Source organism: Chryseobacterium sp. AC417 (genome assembly GCF_979258215.1).
In genome coordinates this window covers 3427649-3447046 of the sequence record NZ_OZ409845.1, presented here as the reverse complement: position 1 = coordinate 3447046, position 19398 = coordinate 3427649, and the positions used below count along the sequence as shown (strand labels likewise).

Below are 19398 nucleotides of genomic sequence, written 5' to 3'. Positions count from 1 at the left end.
ATGGCATGGCATGGCATGGCATGGCATGGCATGGCATGGCATGGCAGTGGCAGGTGGCAGTGGCATGGCAGGCTGGCATGATCATGGCTAAAAAAAAAAAAAAAAAAAAAAAAAAAAGGTGGCACATGGAGGCACAAAAAAAAAAAAAAACAAAAAAAAAAAAAAAAAAAAATGGCTGGATGGCAGAGAGAACACACATGGCATGGCATGGCAGAAAAAAAAAAAAAAAAAAAAAAAAAAAAAAGGTGGCAGGCATGATCATCAGCAATTTAAATTGCTTGAAGCTGTATTCAGGGTTTAGAATGTGTCACCCAGAGCTCTTGACCTTAGAAGATGACGGTTGCCCCAGAACAAGAATGGTTTTGCTTAAAGAATATACATACGAAGGTTTTATCTTTTATACCAATTATGACAGCCGGAAGGGCAAAGCAATTGAAAAAACACACAAAGCCTGTTTGCATTTTTTCTGGCCGGCTTTGGAAAAGACAAATCATCATTAAAGCTGATTTGGGGAAAATTGCAGAAAACTTAAGCGACGGCTATTTTCATTCCCGACCAAAAGGAAGCCAATTGGGAGCAGCGGTTTCTCCACAAAGTGAAGTGATCCCAAATAGAGAATTTTTAGAAGTTAAATTAAAAGAACTGGAAACAAAGTTTGAAAATTCTGAAGTTCCAAGACCTGATAACTGGGGCGGTTATATTGCAAAACCTTATGAAATAGAATTTTGGCAGGGAAGACCTAATAGATTGCATGACAGAATTATTTATTCATTAAAGGATTTGGATTGGGAAGTTTCCCGACTTGCTCCATAATTTTTCTTTAGTGAAAGTTCGAATTTCTGAGAAACAAAAGATGAATAATTTAAAATCTCAATACGAGTAGAATAGATTGGACTATTTATAAAATCCTAAAATACATTCATAGTATTTGTACAAACAAAAAAAACCTCATCAAAAGATGAGGTTGTATTTTTTATAATCGGGTGATTATTTTTTCTTAACTCCAGATACGGCAGTTGCCAAATCAGCACCAGCTTTGAATTTTGCTACTGTTTTAGCAGCAATCTTGATTGGTTTTTTAGTTGCAGGGTTGATACCTTGTCTCGCAGCTCTTTCAGATACTGAAAAAGTACCGAAACCTACCAGAGAAACTTTACCGTCTTTCGCTTTAAGAGTAGTAGTAACGTTAGAGATAAATGATTCTAAGGCAGCTTTTGCTGCAACTTTAGTAATTCCTGCATCTTTCGCAATTGCGTCGATTAATTCAGATTTGTTCATAATTTTAATATTAAAAGTTAGTTAGTAATTATAGCAAATATAAAACAATTTTCAAATTGTGCAAATTTTTTCTAAAAACTTATGAATGTATTTTGATTTATCCTGAAATCAATCAAAATATCATAATTCAGTTATTTGCGAAAAATCTAGGTTTCGAGATACTAAAATCGTGCCAGTTGCTTATGTGTATTGGTTTTGCTAAAAAAATAATATTATGTTTTGTATTTATTGATTCCTGAATTTCATGTTTAGTTTTCGCTTTTTATTAATATCCTTATTGTATTGATAATCAGTTAACAAATATCATGTTTTATTTGAAATTAAATTGTCTATTTAGTAGTGATCGTAAAGTGTATTTTAAAATCATTTTATTAAATATTATTAATAAATTTGCACCATGTTAATAGAAGTATTCAAATCTAAGATTCACAGGGTAAGAGTAACTGCCTCGGATCTTAATTATATAGGAAGCATTACCATAGATGAAGATCTTATAGATGCAGCAGGATTGGTTGTGGGAGAGAGGGTTTATATTGTTAATGTAAATAATGGTGAGCGCTTTGACACTTATGTGATTAAAGGAAAGAGAAAATCTGGTGAGGTTTGCCTGAATGGTCCTGCAGCAAGAAAAGTACAGCGTGATGACATTATCATTATCATAGCTTACGCTCAGATGACACCTGAGGAAGCAAGAGATTTTCAGCCGAAAATTGTTTTTCCGGACGAGAAAACTAACCTTCTTACCTGATTCATGGAAAAAAAATCAGCTAATCCTTTAAAAACAATTGTAACGGTTGTTATCTCACTTGCATTTGCAGGCTTTTTTCTATGGTTAGCATTGAGAGGTTTTGATTTTCCGAAGATTCAGAAATCTTTGGAAAAAGCCAATTATATTTGGGTTGCCTTCGCAGCAGTTTTTGGTGTTCTTGCCTATTGGTTCAGAGCGGTTAGATGGAATCTCTTACTAGAACCGATGGGACACAGCATCTCGACCTCTAATGCATTCTGGACGATCTCCTTCGGATATTTAATGAATTTAACCATTCCGAGAAGTGGTGAAGTTGCCCGAGCAACGGCTTTGTACGGTGTTGAAAAAGTGCCTGTTAGCAAATCTGTTGGCACCATTATTTTAGAACGGGTGATTGATCTTGTTTGTATGATGGGTTTTCTTTTGCTGACGGTTATTTTTAAATTTGATGCTATTGTATCATTTTACGATTACGTTACTGAAAAAAAGAAAGTAAGTAAAGAAGAGCATATTCCGAATGATTTTGAAGAATTTTTAATGTCACTTGGGATCAACGATTTTGATTCTTTTTATTTGATAGTGAAGGTGATCATTTTACTTTTATTTTTAGGTGTAATTTTCTATTTGATAAAATTTAAAAGGGTTCAGCTCATTAATTTCGGTAAAGGAATTTGGGAAGGAATTGCATCAATTTCAAAATTGAAAAAAAGGGAAAATTTATTTTATACACCATTGGTATTTGGGCATGTTATTTTATGGCAACCTATCTTGTCTGCTTTGCCCTGCCAGAAACTTCAAATTTCACGATTGCTGACGGTTTTTTCATTATTGTTGTAGGAACTTTAGGAATGATTATTCCGGCGAGTGGCGGTATCGGAGCATTTAATTTAGCCATGAAATATGGTTTTATGGCATTATTCATCTCAATGGGTAAAAGTGCTGAATTTGGTGGTGAAATGGGACTTACATATTCATTTATTTCCTTGCCGATGCAGATTGTAATCATGTTGATCACCGGTTTGCTGTCTATTCTGATGTTGGCAAAAGCAAGAAATAAATTGGAAACTGAGACTGAAATTAATATCAAATAGATTCTTGAATACTCAAAATAAATATAGCCTGATCAAATCGATCGGGCTTTTTGATGTTTATTTAATCTGAATATTTGGAGATTTGATAAATCAAAACTATCTTAGATATAAAGTACAGAATTATGGCAATTAACCTACGAAAAGGACAGAGAATAGATATCGGATTTACAAAAATGACCATCGGACTTGGCTGGGATCCTAATGAAGGAACAGGTTATGATTTCGATCTTGACGCTTCTGCAATTATGATTGATTCTCAGAAAAAACTGGTAAGTGAAGACTATTTTATTTTTTATAACAATCTCAAATCGCCGGACGATGCCTTAGTCCATACAGGTGATGATCCAAGCGGGAAAAATAGTGACGGCGATGATGATGAGGCGATTTTAGTTGACCTTGACAAAGTGGATTCCAGAGTGGAAGAGATCCTGTTTGTAGTAACGATCGAAGATTTTGAAAGAAGAAGGCAGAATTTTGGGCAGGTGAGAAACTCCTACATAAGAATTGTTGATCAGAATACAAATCAGGAGATTGCGAAATACGAATTAGATGAAGATTTTTCCATAGAAACAGGAATTGAATTCGGCAGACTGTATAGGAGAAACGGCAGCTGGAAATTTGAAGCTTCCGGAATTGGCTATAGAGCTGATTTGGGTTTCTTTTTAGAGAAATATTACAGTGGGCAGATTATTAAATAATAAAGTTTTTTAGTTATCTATTTCCGCATCTTGTAACTGAGATAAAGTAAAAATAAAAGGCTGTCATTGTTGAATGACAGCCTTTATTGTATTTAAGAGGTAAGAGATTTCTATTTCTTAATAGTTTTGATGGTCTTTTTGCTTCCGTCTTCATAGTGAAGAGTTACCAGATAAGAACCAGAAACCAAATCAGATACATTCAAATCTTTACCAGGTTTTGCAATCGTTTTTACAGTTCTGCCTGCAATATCTACAATAGATACAGACTGCAATCCTTTAATGTCTGAAATGCTTAGAGTATCCACAAAAGGATTAGGATATAATCTTACTTCATTCAGTTTTTTAGTTGCTTCTGAAGTTCCTAATGTGCTAAGATTTACTTTTATATTATCAACATAAAGATAATATTGATCAGCGTCAGAATGAGCATTAAATCCAATGTAATAAACTCCTGTTGTAGCAGGTGTAAATGTGTACACTCCATTAGTCAAAGTTCCTGTGTTGATCCCTGTAATGTCGGTAATAAGATTTGTCATTCCGGCAACTGTTGCCGTAGTTCCGTAAGAAACTTTAAGGTTTTCAGAATAGGTATCTACAGTATTATCACCATAATCAAATTCTACACTGTACTGTGTTCCTGCTGTAAGCTGAATTCCTTGAGTAAAGAACCAAGAGTTTGCTGCATTTGATGAGTTGTAATCGTATCTCAAAACATTTGTAGTAAATCCTGATCCTGGATTGTTGCTTGTGTACCAGTTGTTCCCCAATCCGGCATTAATTACATTCGTACAAGATGGTGCAGCAGGAGTTACTGCAGTTTCAAAGTTTTCATTGTAAGGTACTGTTGTAGCGTTGCATAGTGTTGTTACAGTAGCTGCTGTAACAGACCAGTCGCTTGAAGTTCCTGAACCACAATTTGATCTTACCCACACATAATAAGTTGTATTGGGTGTAAGCGGTGTAATGGTAGCAGTAGTTCCTGATGCTACACTTTGAGTTGCCGCAGTTGATGCGGTTGGTGCGACATTGCTTGTGCTGTAGTAAATTTGATATCCGCTAGAAGGTATATTAGCAGGAGCTGACCATGACACTGAAGCTGATGTAGTAGTAGGATTGGTTGCCGTAACACCTGTTACAACACCACAAGATGGTGCAGCATTGATGTTAAGGGTGTAATCTACATAACTACCATAAGGAGCTGGTCCGCAAGAGGTAATGTTTCCGCTGTAAGACTGAGCAAATCTAATTCTGTAATTACCAATCGCTTGAGTAACGGGAATGGTAAAGTTTCCGGCAGAAGAAGCTGTATATGTTGTTGTAGCTAAAATGGTTTCACCAGTATCATCAAAATCTAAGTCATTGTTGTAATCTACCCAGATATAATGATAGTTGGTTCCTGCACTGCTTACAAGATTGTAGTTAACAATACCGCCAGGATAAGATGAAAGTGATGTAGCACTGTTGTCTGTATATGCATTATACGTAGTAGCATTATACGAAATATTATTTGTGCCACCTGTTGTACTAATTGTTTGTAAGTAATATGTGGTTGAGCTAGCTCCTCCTGTTGGCAAACAAACTCCTGTATAACCTGTCACAGGACCAATCCATGAACTCTGAGAAGTACCGCAGTTAGATCTGATCCAGAAATAATAAGTCGTGCTGGCTGTTAAGCTGCCTACAGTATTTGAGGTGGTTGTAACTCCTGTAATTTGTGGTGTTGAAGTACCTGTAGGTGGAGTATTTGTGGTTGAGTAGAAAATATCATAAGTAGCAGGTGCCGGTGAAGGCGCAGTCCATGATAATGATATTGATGAGGTTGATGAATTTGTCTTTACAGGGTTGTAAGGCTCAATGCATACAGGAGCCGCTTCCCATACAACATCATCCCAATAAAAACCGCCCGTCTTTGTTCCTGTATTTTTTACAGCAAGTCTTGCTGTAGCAGGAACGGTAGTAGGAATTACAAATGATCTTTGTGAAGCCAAATCTGTGTAGGTGGTATTGGTAACGTCAAAGGCAAATAAGCTTACGAAACTTGCTGCACTTGTAGCATCTGTCACATATCCAACTTGTATAGCAGAACCTGTTGTAGATGATGATCTTCCTTTAAATTTCAATCGGTGTGTACCTGCATTGATATTGCTGAATTCAGGTAAAACAACGACAGACGAGTTAGCAACAGTCGAGCTGCTCTGATAAAGATGTCTGTTTCCTGATGATACCGGAGCTGTAGCACTAATTGACATGGTTCCTGTTCCGGAAACAAGCCTTGCCCAACAATCAGGAACAATATTTCCTGTTGTGTAACTGTCAAGATTTTCGGAAAGAGAGGTTACGGGTCCGCATAATGTTTTGAAAGTTGCAGAAAATCCCCAAGGTCCAGGCGTTCCGCACACTGATCTTCCCCATACATAATAGATGGTGTTAGGACTAAGACCGGTAACAGGAGCAGATAAACCTGTGATGTTTGTAATGGAAGCTGGTGTTGCATCCGTAGGAGAAACATTCGAAGTGCTGTAGTACAACTGATATCCGTTAGAAGGAGCAGGTGTAGGTGCCGTAAATGAAATTGTGGCTCCATTTTGAGTAATGCTTCCCGCTGTAAGTGCAGAAGGAGCGGGACAAGTGGTGTATTTATTTACAGATAATGCGAAAATATTTGAAATCCCGCTTCCTGCAGTTTTGGTAAATGCAACAGACTGTACCAGCTTCGCCTGATTAGCAACATTGATTGTTACAGGGATTTGGTATAATCTGGGATTAGTACCACCACCGTCTTCCAGGTTATCATTGGTTCTGTTGATTCTTCCGATACCTTGTATTGCAAATCCTGTGGTGTTGTACCAATCTCCTACGGCAAGTCCGGTAGCTGTTTGGCTTGTACCATCTGTAAAGTTAATTACTGCGGTAAGAGTAGAAGTTCCGCTTCCGCTTGTTGCTAAAATGTAAAGGTTATACGAAGCTACAGGTGTAGTTAATGCTAAAGTACCTGTGTCGTTTACTGCACTCAACCTTAAAGTGTTGTTTGATGAGTAGGAAGCTAATTCGTAACTCAATCCCGGTGTAGTTGTAACTGCAGATGTGAAAATACCATTTACTGGAAGTCCATAAGCTAGCGTGGGGCTTGTAGCTGTTGCCATAAAGTCTTTCGAAATAAACGCAAAGCTCACACCGTCAACATCTATAGTGGTGGAACTTGCTGAAGGACCTGTGCCGTTTGCGATGACATCAGCATTAAAACCGCTTGAGATAGGTGCCCGATTGTAATACTGGGCATTAGTGGTCACAAAGGTCAGCGTGGCAAATGCAGCTGAAACAATTGAGAGTAAAGTTTTTTTCATTTGATTTATCGATTATTAAATTTCTGCTAATTTAGTATTTATTAACTTATTAATCTTTTTTTATTGCTTATAATTTTGCAATAAATATAGACGTATGTCTAATTTATTATCAGATGTCTAATTTTTATAATTTATGAATAATCTGTTTTTTGATAAAATCTATCATAAGCTTAATCAATTTTCTTAGAAAAAATGCTATTATTAACTCAAAATGATAATTTCAATAAAAAAATACTTCAACATATGTTGAAGTAGGTGTAAAAAAATAAATGTTTTTTTTGCGATTCTAATCTAAATTTACGTTTCTGATGTTCTTTCCGATGGAGTATTAATTTCGTTTTAAGTGAATGCTTCTTTATTGTTATCAAAACAACAATAAATCAAATTGTTGTTTTCATATTCTAACTTCCGCCACCAGCTCTGCTCGATTCCTCAAATTTCACTTGTTTGGTAGCGCCTTTTACATCGTTATTTCCAAATTTGTAGGTCACAGAAAGGTAAATATTTCGGGTAATTCCTTTAGAATAGTATTCCACGTCATAATTGGGATAGAATTCTGTACCTTTTGAACGGTTGGTATTTAGTAAATCGTTTACGTAAAGATTGATCATCAGGTTTTTCTGCATCAGATTCAGTTTTAAACCAGAATAAGCAGAGAAATTACCGTTAAAGTAGGTATTTCCGCTTCTGTTTGGGATGTTACTCCATAGTCCGAGCATGAGGGTGACGGTTTTTTCTTTGTTTAAAAAGAAATTGTTGTCAAAATTAAAGTTGGCTCCGTATCCTGCAGGTGCTGCAACGGCATCTGCGTCAAAAGATTTTGATTGGGCATAAAAACCATTGACAAAAATATTAGATTCCAGCCATTTCAATTTGTTGTAATTGTAGGAAATATTGATTCCGGCTTGATCTTCATTATAAAAATTCTTTACGATGCTGTATTTTTCGGCACCTTGCACCACCTGAATACGGTCAGAATTATCTTTATTGTAATTATAATATGCTGTAATGTTGAAATTATTTTTCAAAACATATCCAAACTCCAGATTATCTGAAAACGAAGGAAGCAAATAAGGATTTCCGGTGCTGTACTCAAATTCTGAAATGATGTATTTAAAAGGATTCAGATTCCCGAAATAAGGTCTGCTGATTCTTCTTGAATAATTAATGGAAAAAGTATTGTTGTCATTCGCTTTATAACTCAGGTAAGCGGTAGGAAAAAATTTTCCGTATTGGATGTTTGTAGCTACCTTATCATTTGCAGAAACTCCTTCAAGATTGGTATATTCGTATCTCAATCCGGCTTTAGCATCCCATTTTTCATTGATTTTAAAACTCGTGGAAGCGTATGCGGCATAATTTTGTTCGTTGTAGAAAAAATCATTGCTTCTTGCAGTGTTTCTTACATTCTGACCGTTTTCAATATCAAAAAAGTTGAAGTATGAATCGTTTTTTATGCTGGTAAATTTCAGTCCGGCTTCTGTTTTTATTTTAGCGAAATTCTTTTCAAGATCTGCCTGTCCCGAATAGATTTTATATTGGCTGATAGGATTTACAAATGACTTTGTAGCAACATCCGTAACTGTACTGTATAGATTTTTAGCATTAGCATCATTCAACATGACATTGGCAGAAAGACTCAGTTTGCTTCCCAACGTGTCTAGTTTTACATCATAAAAAGCTGATGCGTTGTGTACTTTTCTGATATTTCTGTTTTCTGAATCTGAATAAAATTCCTGCGGAATATTCTCCGATTGTCTTTTGGTGTAATTTTTAGCATGCTCTATCGGGTTGCTGTACGAATAATTATAATTGACACCAACAAGGTTTTTATCATTGATTTTGTATTCTCCTTTTACGTTTCCACCTTTATATCGATAATTATTAGCACTTTGGCTGTCGGTATTCCAGTAATCTGTATTGCCTTTTCCAGTAAGATAGTTGTAGGATTTTTGTTCCCAGTAATTATCTCCCAGAGACAGATTGGTCGTTACAGATAATTTCTCTCCCTGATAATTAAAACTTGCGCCACTTCTTGTAGAAACGACAGGGCGGTTCCAATAGTAGCTTCCAGATGTCTGCAGAGATCCGTTCCATCCAAGACTTGTGTTCTTTTTCAAGACTATATTAATCAATCCGCTTTTCCCTTCAGCTTCATATTTTGCGGGTGGAGTAGTGATCACTTCGATCTTCGCAATATCGTCTGAACGCAGCGTTTTAAGATAGTTGATCATTTCCTGACCGGATAAATTCAGCAGTCTGTCATTCACCATAATGGCAACATTGCTTTTTCCTGCAATCGAAATCGCATCATCAGTCGCACGTACCATCGGGGTTTTTGCTAAGGCTTCTACAGCATCAATTCCCTGTGAAGCAACAGAATTTTCTACATTGAAAACCAAACGGTCTACTTTTCTTTCAAAAAGTTTTTTCTTTGCAGTCATGGTTACACCTTCTATTTTTTGTTCGGAAGGTGCTTTTTCTTCTTTGATTTCTATATTTTTAAGAAGATTCCCTTTTACGGTAATATTTTCTGTGTTTGTAGTAATGCCGTCTCTGATGATCTGAAGAACATAGTTTCCGTTTTCTTTTAGTGGAATTTTAAATTTTCCTTTTTCGTCTGTAATTGCTGAGAATTTTGAGTTTTCTTTGGTTAAAAGAATTTCAGTATCAGTTGCAGGTTGATGAGAATTATGGGTGATAGTTCCTTCAATACTTTGAGCGGAGAGAATTGCCGAAGAGCAAAGCGCTAAAAGAAGAACGACTTTTTTATTCATGTGTATTATTTTACTCATTAGACAGTTGTCAATTGTAAAATATTACATCACGGTGGGAAATAATTTTTTAAATATTTGATTTTGAGGATAATTGGTTTGTTCGAAAGAAAGTTATTTTATATAACGGAATTAAAAAAAATGGCTTAATCTGATGAATAGAACCACTCATCATAGATTTGAAAAAAGAAAAATTCAAAGTCCCCTTGATATGTAAATCTCAGGAACTTTGAATTAAATTTTTAGCCAAACGCTCTTTTCAGCAAGCTTTCCACTTTTGGCTCGCTTCCTCTGAAGTTTTTATACAATTCCATCGGGTCTTTTGTACCGCCGGAAGAAAGAAGAATTTTAAATTTTGCTGCAGTTTCAGGATTGAAAATTCCTGTATCCTTAAAATGTTGAAAAGCATCAGCATCCAAAACTTCCGCCCATTTGTACGAATAATATCCCGCAGAATATCCCCCTTGAAAAATATGCGAAAAACTCGGGCTCATCGCTGTTTCAGGATTTGCAGGATACAGTTGTGTCGCTTTTGTATAATGATCCTCAAACTCTTTCACAGTCAAATGCTCCAACTCTTCAACTTTTGTATGGTAATTCATATCTAAAATACCGAAACCAAGCTGCCTCATCGTCTGATAACCTTCTATAAAGTTCTTAGATAATGCAATTTTTTCTATTTTTTCATCAGGTAAAACTTCTCCTGTTTTATAATGTTTAGCAAAAGTTTTCAAAAATTCTGGTTCGTAGCAGAAATTTTCCAAAAATTGTGAAGGCAGCTCTACAAAATCCCATTTCACAGAGGTTCCTGATAGATTCGGATACTGCGTGTTTGCCATCATGCCGTGTAAAGCGTGACCAAACTCATGGAACAATGTTGTAACTTCCTGAAATGTCAATAAACTCGGCGTGTCTTTCGTAGGCTTACTAAAATTACACACAATAGAAATGTGCGGACGAGAATTTTCTCCATCCTTCTGATACTGGTTTTTATAACTCGTCATCCATGCTCCGGCTCTTTTCCCTTTTCTCGGGAAATAATCTACATATAGCAAAGCTTTGAAGTCGCTTGTCGGTTGCTGGTTGTCAGTCTGAGCAGAGTTGAAGACCTCCTTTACTTCATATACTTTCACATCTTCATGATATTTCGGAATGTCATTTCTTTCCACAAAAGTCAGTCCGAAAAGTTGATTAGATAATCGAAAAACTGCTTCCTGAACCTGCTCTAAAGGAAAATAAGGTTTTAGTTCCTCATCATTCAGGTCGTATTTTGCTTTACGAAGTTTTTCAGCATAAAAAGCGTGATCGTAACCTTGCATTTCTTCAATTCCGTCAGCTTTTGCCAACGATTTCAATTCTTCAATTTCTTGTTCTGCGTAAGGCTTTGCTTTCGTTAAAAGTTCATTCAGAAAATCCAAAACTTTGGTGGGAGATTTTGCCATTCTTTCTTCCAGAACAAAATCTGCATAAGTTGCATAGCCTAGAAGTTCAGCTTTTTGTTGTTTTAACTTTAAAAGTTCTTTGATGAGGTTTTGATTGTCAAATTCTCCGCCATCAAAAGACTTTTTACCGTTTGCCAAAGCCAGCTCTTTTCTCAGTTCACGATTTTCAGCATACGTCATCAACGGAATGTAACTTGGATATTGCAGCGTTACAACCCAGCCTTCCAGATTTCTTTCCTTAGCTTCTTCAGCATATTGCTCAATAATTGCTTCTGGGATTCCGGCCAAATTTTCTTTATTGATGATATGCTTGAAGTATGCATTGGTTGATGCTAAAGCATTTTGCCCGAATTGAAGAGATTTCAAAGATAAATCCATACTGATTTTCTTTAATTTTTCTTTATCTTCTTCATTCAAAAGTGCTCCGTTTCTTACAAAACCTTTGTACGTTTCATTCAAAAGCATTTGCTGTTCTTCATTCAGATTGTATTTTTCCTTTTCGTCGTACACTTTTTTAATCTTATTAAATAAAGCTTCGTTTTGAGAAATTTTCGAAGAATATGCTGTCAGGATAGGTGAAACTTCCTGAGCAATTTGTTGCAATTGATCGCTTGTCTCCGCAGAATTTAAATTAAAAAAAACATTAGACACTCGGTCAAGTTGCTCTCCCGAAAAAGCCAAAGCTTCAATGACGTTTTCAAAATTGGGTTCTTCAGAATTATTGACTATTGCGTCAACTTCTTTCTCAGATTTCTCAATTAATTCTTTAAATGCCGGAAGATAATCTTCGTTTTTAATCTGATCAAAGGGTGCTGAATGATATGGTGTATTAAAATTTTCTGTTAAAATATTCATTGATGTATTTTTAATATGTGTAAATTTAATTAATTTGAATGTAATGATATTTTGATTCTCAAAAACGATGCCCGCCATAATTTGTATGACAAAAATGCCTTATTAATTAATTTTCTTGTCATAGGAAAAGATTTACTTCATAACGAATTGCTAATTTTGATTTTCAGTAATTTACTTTGAGTTCTTTGTTGTGTAGAATACCTTATTTAATTCAAAAAAAATAACATACATTTAAACGTAATAAATATACAAATGAAAACAATTTTAAAAATTATCGGCGGAGTTATCCTTTTGCTCGTTGTCTATGCAATCGTTGCCATGTTGGCTTTCGGAGATCATTATCACTACGAAAAATCTGTCGTAATGAATGCTTCAAAGGAGAAAGTCTGGCAGCAAATCAGTACAATGAAAGCGTTTAATCAATGGAATCCCTGGATGAAATTAGACAATAACATGAAAATCACTTACACCGGCAATTCTGGAGAAGTAGGAGATAAGTATTGTTGGGATAGTAAAAATGATGATGCAGGAGCAGGATGTCAGGAAATTAAAGAACTGATTTCTGGCGAAAAACAAAAAACAGAAATGATTTTTAAAAGACCTTTTGAAGGACAGGCAATTTCTGATATTGTTTTAACTTCCGAAGGAAATTCTACAAAAGTTACATGGAGTATGAATACAAAACAGGAAACATGGATGAAAATTATGCGACCGATGATGGATTACCAGATGGGAAAATCTTACGAAGAGGGTCTTAATAATCTGAAAATATTGGTAGAAAAATAATTACTATCTGAGAATTGATGCAATAAAAAACTGATTTCACATTTTGAAATCAGTTTTTTGTTTTTAAAAATTTAAATTAAAACATTATCTTTATCTAAAGATTACGATACATGGAGAAGATAGTATTTGAGAAAAACAACATAAGAAATTATGTGAAAACCGTGATTTCAGAAAAAATAGAAAAACTTAAAAACTTTATAGAATTTACCTTAGAAGCAAGCCGGGAAATCAAGAAAACCCCTAAATACGACAGTATGCGCGAAGAAATGCAGGAGGAAATTTACCAGATGCAAAGACAACTCGCTGCATTGAATGATTTGAAAATAAATTTAGCAAGAGTGCTTCCTGCTTCTACAGAAAGAGTGCAGCTGGGCTCATTAGTGATTACTAATAAAGCGAGATTTTATATTTCGGTTTCTTTGGGTGAATTCTTTTTTGAGGGCGACCGTTTCTACGCTATCTCGGCAGAAAGTCCGATGGCAAAAAAAATGATGGGTATGAAATCCGGCAGTTCATTTACTCTAAATAATATTCATCAGGAAATAATTGAGGTTCTCTAATTTTGATTCTAACATCTAACATCTAACTTCTATCTTTTTCCGTAATTTTGTGTCTATGAATAAAGCAGAAGTTTTAAAAGAAATCATAGAGCAAAGAAGAAGTATCTTTCCAAAAGATTATGCTGAAACAGAAATCTCGCAGCAAATCATTGAAGAAATCCTGCATTCAGCGACATTAGCTCCAAACCATAAAAGAACGAAACCTTGGCGTTTTAAAGTTTTCAAAGGAGAAGAAAAAGCAAAATTAGCTATAGAAATGCAGGAAATTTACAAATCTACTCAAGCTCCGCAAGTATTTCTAGAAAAAAAATATAATGACATCGGATTTAAAATCAATAAAGCTGATGTGGTCATTTCGATCGTAGTTAATTACAGCGGAATGGTTCCGGAATGGGAAGAGATTGCGGCAGTTTCAATGGCTGTTCAGAATATGTATCTTACTTGTACAGCAAATGGAGTAGGATGCTACTGGAGTTCACCAAAAATTGTAGATCATCTGAAAGAATCTTTAAAGATTGAGGAAAACCAAAAATGTTTGGGATTATTTTATATGGGAAATGTTGAAGTATAAAAAATAAGTTTTATAATTTGAACCAAAATCTGTAACGAAGCTGTGAAATAGCCCTGATGGAAACGGCATCCTTTTTTGTTGGTTGAGATTTAGTGATGGAGGAAAAAAGATATAGTGAACAGCAGGTTCCCGGCTCTTATAAAATATTTTTAGTTATATAAGAAATGAGAGTGAGGCTAAACCTCCAACTTCCGGCATCTGGCCTCCAATAAATTTTCAGAATAGAAAATTTTTACTATCTTTGCACACTTAAATATTTAATCGGGACGAGTTCCCTTAAAATTCATACATTATGTCAGTAAAAATCAGATTACAAAGACACGGATCAAAAGGGAGACCTTTTTTCCACATCGTGGTTGCAGATGCTAGAGCTAGAAGAGATGGTAGATTCATCGAGAAACTAGGTACTTACAACCCAATTACTAACCCTGCGACTATCGATTTGAACGTTGATTCTGCTGTAAAGTGGTTAAACAACGGTGCTCAACCTACTGATACTGCAAGAGCTATTCTTTCTTACAAAGGTGTACTTTACAAAAAACACTTACAAGGTGGTGTTGCTAAAGGTGCTTTTGATGAGGCTGAAGCTGAAAAAAGATTCGGTGCTTGGTTAGAATCTAAAGAACAAAAAGTACAAGGTAAAGTTGAAGGTTTATCAAAATCTCAGTCTGATGCTAAAAAAGCTGCTTTTGATGCTGAAACTAAAGTAAATGAAGCAAGAATTGCTGCTGCTGCACAAGTAGAAGCTGATGCTAAAGCTGCTGAAGAAGCTGCAAACGCACCTGCTCCTACTGAAGAAGTTGTTGCTGAAGCTACAGAAGGAGAAACTCCTGCTGCTGAAACTGAAGAAAACACTGAAGCTTAAAAACAAACCCGTTATGCGTAAAGAAGATTGCTATTTTTTAGGAAAAATCACACGCAGACACGGCCTTGCGGGAAACGTCATCCTTAAACTGGATACCGACCAACCCGAGCTTTACAATAAATTGGAATCAATATTCGTTGAAATCAACGGATTATTGGTTCCTTTTTTTATTGAAAAATCATCCTGGAGCAAACTCGATGCTCTGAACCTTTCTTTTAAAAACTCTTCCGAAGCTTTGGTAGACCAGTCTTTGAATAAAGATGTTTACCTTCCGTTGACGAGTTTGCCAAAACTGACCGGAAATCAATTTTATTACCATGAAATTATTGGTTTTGAAATTTTTGATCAAGACGGTAACAACTGTGGAGTCATAAGATCTGTGAATGATCAGACCGCTCAGAACTATTTCGTGACCAACTTAGACGGAAAAGAAGTCGTAGTCCCAATCATCAAAGACTGGATTCTTGAAGTTGACCGTGAAGAAAGAACAATCAAAATGAATCTTCCCGAAGGTTTGATTGATGTCTTTTTAGTTCCTTCAAAGAAAGACGAATAATATAATTTATTTTTCTGAAAATAAAATTACTTATTTACCTCTACTATACATCCGTTATACAATCTTTACATTCTCAATGTATTACTTTCAAACAAGAATCAGGTAGTATTATTATTGTTTATTTGTTATCTGTTCAAGATATTCATTTGGAGTCATTAAAAATTTACTTTTAAATACTCTGTTGAAAGTTGCCTGATTATCAAAACCAATATTCAGATATATTTCTTTTAAAAGCACTTGTCCGTTGTTTTTAGTTTTCACATATTCGGTAAAGGCATTTAATCTATATTCATTCAGATAAGTTTTAAAGTTGTTTTTTGAATACTTATTAATGGCAGATGAAACATACAGATGGTTTGAGTTAATTTCTTTTGCCAATTGTTGTAAAGTGTATTCTGAAGACTTCCAAGGCTGGGCGGTATTCATGTGACATTCTATCTTTTCGAACAGCATTTTATAAGCAGATTCATCTTCGGGGAGATCTGCTGTTTTATTCAAAATATTGTTGGAGTTGATTCTATAACATTGTTGTTTAATGAAAAAAAAGCCATCGATCATTATTTCATTACTGTCTCTAAAATCACGTATTGTTCTCAGTTTAATGATTTGAACAAAATAGTATAAATAGCAAAAGAATAAAATTAGAGAGAATGTGATGGTGAATATTTTTAAACCCTCCAAATATATTTCAGAAAAATGTGAGTTGAGCGTAAAAGAGTATTTGATTAAATAACTAATAGGAAAGATCAACACCATTGAAGCAGATAAAATAAAAACTTTTTTAAAATCAAAGAAAAGTAAAAAGCCTATCGGAAATAAAAAGATGTACAAAAATACAATAGTAAGATTCTGGCTATAGCTTATTGAGCAATATAATATTAATAGTATTAGGTACATGTATGAAGCTAGTCTTCCAATTTTATTAAAATTAATACTTGAGGTATAAAGCAAGAAAACATAACTAGGAATTATTAAACACAGAATGGCAATATCCAGAATAAAATAGGCGTGTTGTGTAAAATATAAATTAAATGCTGCCAAAAATAAATGCCTTATAATTACCAATAAGGTAGAATATTTAACAAATAGTATTTCAAACTCTAATATTTTTTTTTCAATATCCATTTTTTTATAAATAAAACTTAAAAGTAAAATCTAAACAGTAAAACAAAACAATAAAACATAAAATATAAATAACTGATATTTAAATATTTATGATATTTGTTTTTTATGTTTTACTCTTTTTATGTTTTACAAAATTATTGTAATAAAGTCTCTCTTAATTTGTGTTAAGAATAATGATGGTAAAAATATCGATTTTTCATCTATCTTCAAAAAAAATATAAAATTAAATTTTTTGATCGTGATTTTAGATGAAATAATACAATGTTTATTGAATGATATTGCATTTTATTCAAACAGTTATTAAACACAAATTAGATATTAATAAAAATTAGTTATTAAACGCAATTACTTATTAAACACAAATGATGGAATTAAATTATGAAAAATTTAAAAAAATTAATATAGCAAATTATATTAAACAAAAAGTGTTGGAATCTGATACCACACATATATTCATATTTCAGATATTTAGAAAATATGATTTTTTTTAAAATATAGAGACAGGATTTAATTTCTTTATTCTCCGCAATCTTTCTCTTTCCCCACCAACAAAATATAAATCGTCACCTTATCCGAATTTAGAAAAAAAGGATGGATTACTAAAGAAATTATAAACCTATAATAATATTAAAACTTTAAATGAAATCATAAAAACAAAATAACCTAAAACAACATTATATGGATGAATCTCAAAATATTAGCACATGAAGGTAAATTATCAGCGCTCATAAGTGCAGATAGTATAAATAATTAGTTAATAGAAAACAAATAATAAAAAAACAAACAATTCAATGAAGAAATTTTATCAAATCCTATTTATTTTTTTAAGTATGCTTTCATACTCGCAAGTAGGTATTAATACAATTACTCCAGACCCTAATGCAGCTCTGGAGATAAAAAGTGATAATAAAGGATTACTCATTCCCAGGGTAGTATTAGTTGCATCGAGCGATCCTGCACCTTTATCAGCACATGTAAAAGGGATGATTGTGTATAATTTAGGTTCGGCAAGTTCTAGTTTGACTGAGGGGTTTTATTATAATGATGGTCTTCAATGGACTAAAGTTAATAAAGATACTTCTTCGTTAGTTTCATTTAACACTACCAATCCAAACCAGTCAGGAACCGTGTTTTCACCGAATTTGCCTGCAAACTTCAATAACATCTACGCTTCCTCAATTGACGGATCTTATTGGAAATATGATCAACTAAGCAACATCTATAATTCTTACCAGCCGGATCCTTCTACCGAATGGTATTTAGGAGGTACTACTACTGATGCTACTTTTAATAAAGCGAATGCTATATATAGAACAGGAGAAGTAGGAATTGGCGCAACTTCAACGATAGATGCAAGTGCAATGCTGGATGTTAATTCTAAAACCAAAGGTTTATTGCCTCCAAGGATGACGCAAGCAGAACGTGATGCCATTGCACAGCCCGCAGAAGGTTTAATGGTATATTGTACAGATTGTAACGTAAGCACAGACGGTCTGATTACAAATGGATGTTTGATATATAATTATGGTACACCGACAACACCTCTGTGGGAATGCTTGGGTAGACCAAAAGGAGCTGTATTTAGCGTAGATTGTGTTGGAAGTTCAATTAATGGAGACTACATTAAAGGGGTGGCTAATTCAGCATCCAATACAGTTACAATTAAAGTTATCAATAATTCATTCCAGACTGTTTCAAATAACTTCACAGGCTACCTTACATTATTAGGATCAGCGGCTGCAGGTCTTACGGTGTCAGGCCCTTCTCCGGCTCAACCTGTCAATATTCCTGCTAACTCAAGCGTAAATTTAGTATATACGATCTCCGGGACACCTACAGTAGCAGGAGATTTTAGAGCAAAGTTTTCAGGACATGGATTAGAGTGTGAAAAAGTTGGAACCGTAAAAGATGGAGCAGTTACTCCTGACTGTGCGAATGCTGTTGTGGCTGGCTTGGCTCCGTTTAAATACCTGAAGAATGGTACTTCATATACCGGAACAATAACAATACCTTATACTTCTACAATAGCAGGTATTGCTTATCCAGCTCAGACTAATGTTTCAATAGGGAACGGGCTTACCGTTTCCAGATCCGCAGGAACATTTGGACTTTCAGGTAATGTTGTATATACTATTGGAGGAACATATACGGGAACTGATTGTTCTGAAATTACTGCTAATATAAATGTAGTTGGGACTCAATCTTGTAGTGTAAAAATCGGTGTATCACAAGATAATAAAACAGGTACTTATATTGGTTCTAATAATGGATATGGGGCTGCTTGTGCGGCTACACAAGCTGCTATGACGGATAATAATTTTACGACAGGTTGGGCTTCTGCTTATGGTGATTCTGCTGTCGGCACGAATATAGAAATAAGTTTCCCTTCAGAGCAGACTCTTAAAGAAGTGGTATTATCAAGCGGAACAATATCTTGTTGGTCTCCATATCAAGCGTATGTTGCATATTATACAAATGCTTATACAAATTATTATGGCGTCGCATACGAAATCCAATATTGGAACGGAACAGCTTGGATAAAAGCGGCTAATGTTCCTGTATTAAGTGATACATCGGTAACAAGAATACCAGTATGTGGAATAAAAACTACAAAATTAAGAGTTATAGCCGTACAACCGTCTTATTGGGGAATAGCAACTTTCTATCCTGTAGTTTATTAATTGCTCCTTTAGACTTACAGCCAG

General features: G+C 34.7%; 16 protein-coding genes and 1 pseudogene. 12 read left to right on the top strand and 5 right to left on the bottom strand.

All coding sequences use genetic code 11. The features are described 5' to 3' along the window. Together ACZZ9T_RS16390 and ACZZ9T_RS16385 are read left to right on the top strand one after the other, a co-directional pair. Positions 1 to 500 (top strand): annotated as a pseudogene (locus tag ACZZ9T_RS16390) (hypothetical protein); the annotation flags it as partial. Continuing rightward, complete coding sequence (locus tag ACZZ9T_RS16385; RefSeq protein ID WP_463443015.1) at positions 400 to 813, top strand: pyridoxine/pyridoxamine 5'-phosphate oxidase; 414 nt, start codon at positions 400 to 402, stop codon at positions 811 to 813. The pseudogene ACZZ9T_RS16390 and the gene ACZZ9T_RS16385, both read left to right, overlap by 101 nt. A gap of 174 nt (positions 814 to 987) precedes the next feature. Here ACZZ9T_RS16385 and ACZZ9T_RS16380 read toward each other — a convergent pair whose 3' ends face one another. Beyond that, positions 988 to 1278: an HU family DNA-binding protein gene (locus ACZZ9T_RS16380; RefSeq protein ID WP_129536153.1), complete on the bottom strand. Its 291-nt coding sequence runs from the start codon at positions 1276 to 1278 to the stop codon at positions 988 to 990. Between the two features lie 397 nt (positions 1279 to 1675). On the opposite strand from ACZZ9T_RS16380, the gene panD reads away from it, so the two are divergent. The 4 genes from panD to ACZZ9T_RS16360 all read left to right on the top strand — a co-directional run bounded on the left by panD (position 1676) and on the right by ACZZ9T_RS16360 (position 3815). Continuing rightward, positions 1676 to 2026, top strand: coding sequence for an aspartate 1-decarboxylase (panD, locus tag ACZZ9T_RS16375; protein ID WP_047444445.1), 351 nt, complete (start codon positions 1676 to 1678; stop codon positions 2024 to 2026). Between the two features lie 3 nt (positions 2027 to 2029). Next, entirely contained in the window at positions 2030 to 2863 is an 834-nt protein-coding gene (locus ACZZ9T_RS16370) for a lysylphosphatidylglycerol synthase transmembrane domain-containing protein (RefSeq protein WP_463442965.1), read from the top strand. Beyond that, positions 2782 to 3117, top strand: coding sequence for a hypothetical protein (locus ACZZ9T_RS16365; protein ID WP_463442964.1), 336 nt, complete (start codon positions 2782 to 2784; stop codon positions 3115 to 3117). The genes ACZZ9T_RS16370 and ACZZ9T_RS16365 overlap by 82 nt, the downstream gene beginning before the upstream one ends. Before the next feature lie 122 nt (positions 3118 to 3239). Further along, complete coding sequence (locus ACZZ9T_RS16360; protein ID WP_463442963.1) at positions 3240 to 3815, top strand: TerD family protein; 576 nt, start codon at positions 3240 to 3242, stop codon at positions 3813 to 3815. 110 nt (positions 3816 to 3925) lie between these two features. Here ACZZ9T_RS16360 and ACZZ9T_RS16355 read toward each other — a convergent pair whose 3' ends face one another. From ACZZ9T_RS16355 to ACZZ9T_RS16345, 3 genes are all read right to left on the bottom strand, one after another. Then, on the bottom strand, positions 3926 to 7159 hold the full coding sequence (locus tag ACZZ9T_RS16355; RefSeq protein ID WP_463442962.1) for a fibronectin type III domain-containing protein: 3234 nt from the start codon (positions 7157 to 7159) through the stop codon (positions 3926 to 3928). A gap of 401 nt (positions 7160 to 7560) precedes the next feature. After that, a complete protein-coding gene (locus tag ACZZ9T_RS16350; protein ID WP_463442961.1) occupies positions 7561 to 9936 on the bottom strand; it encodes an outer membrane beta-barrel family protein in 2376 nt (791 codons plus the stop codon). Positions 9937 to 10175: 239 nt separating this feature from the next. Beyond that, positions 10176 to 12230: a M3 family metallopeptidase gene (locus ACZZ9T_RS16345; protein ID WP_463442960.1), complete on the bottom strand. Its 2055-nt coding sequence runs from the start codon at positions 12228 to 12230 to the stop codon at positions 10176 to 10178. Positions 12231 to 12482: 252 nt separating this feature from the next. On the opposite strand from ACZZ9T_RS16345, the gene ACZZ9T_RS16340 reads away from it, so the two are divergent. The 5 genes from ACZZ9T_RS16340 to rimM all read left to right on the top strand — a co-directional run bounded on the left by ACZZ9T_RS16340 (position 12483) and on the right by rimM (position 15568). Then, positions 12483 to 13016, top strand: a complete 534-nt coding sequence (locus ACZZ9T_RS16340; protein ID WP_463442959.1) for an SRPBCC family protein — start codon at positions 12483 to 12485, stop codon at positions 13014 to 13016. A 110-nt stretch (positions 13017 to 13126) separates the two neighbouring features. Further along, positions 13127 to 13576 carry a hypothetical protein gene (locus tag ACZZ9T_RS16335; RefSeq protein WP_463429398.1) on the top strand — a complete coding sequence of 150 codons (450 nt, stop codon included), beginning with the start codon at positions 13127 to 13129 and terminating at the stop codon, positions 13574 to 13576. A gap of 55 nt (positions 13577 to 13631) precedes the next feature. Further along, on the top strand, positions 13632 to 14147 hold the full coding sequence (locus ACZZ9T_RS16330) for a nitroreductase family protein (RefSeq protein WP_463442958.1): 516 nt from the start codon (positions 13632 to 13634) through the stop codon (positions 14145 to 14147). Between the two features lie 292 nt (positions 14148 to 14439). Continuing rightward, a complete protein-coding gene (locus ACZZ9T_RS16325; protein WP_463442957.1) occupies positions 14440 to 15012 on the top strand; it encodes a 30S ribosomal protein S16 in 573 nt (190 codons plus the stop codon). A gap of 13 nt (positions 15013 to 15025) precedes the next feature. Then, positions 15026 to 15568, top strand: a complete 543-nt coding sequence (rimM, locus tag ACZZ9T_RS16320; protein ID WP_463429395.1) for a ribosome maturation factor RimM — start codon at positions 15026 to 15028, stop codon at positions 15566 to 15568. A 111-nt stretch (positions 15569 to 15679) separates the two neighbouring features. Here the strand turns inward: rimM and ACZZ9T_RS16315 are convergent, their stop codons facing one another. Then, positions 15680 to 16066: a helix-turn-helix domain-containing protein gene (locus ACZZ9T_RS16315; RefSeq protein WP_463442956.1), complete on the bottom strand. Its 387-nt coding sequence runs from the start codon at positions 16064 to 16066 to the stop codon at positions 15680 to 15682. 1457 nt (positions 16067 to 17523) lie between these two features. On the opposite strand from ACZZ9T_RS16315, the gene ACZZ9T_RS16310 reads away from it, so the two are divergent. Then, positions 17524 to 19374, top strand: a complete 1851-nt coding sequence (locus ACZZ9T_RS16310; protein ID WP_463442955.1) for a hypothetical protein — start codon at positions 17524 to 17526, stop codon at positions 19372 to 19374. The last annotated feature ends 24 nt before the right edge of the window (positions 19375 to 19398 follow it).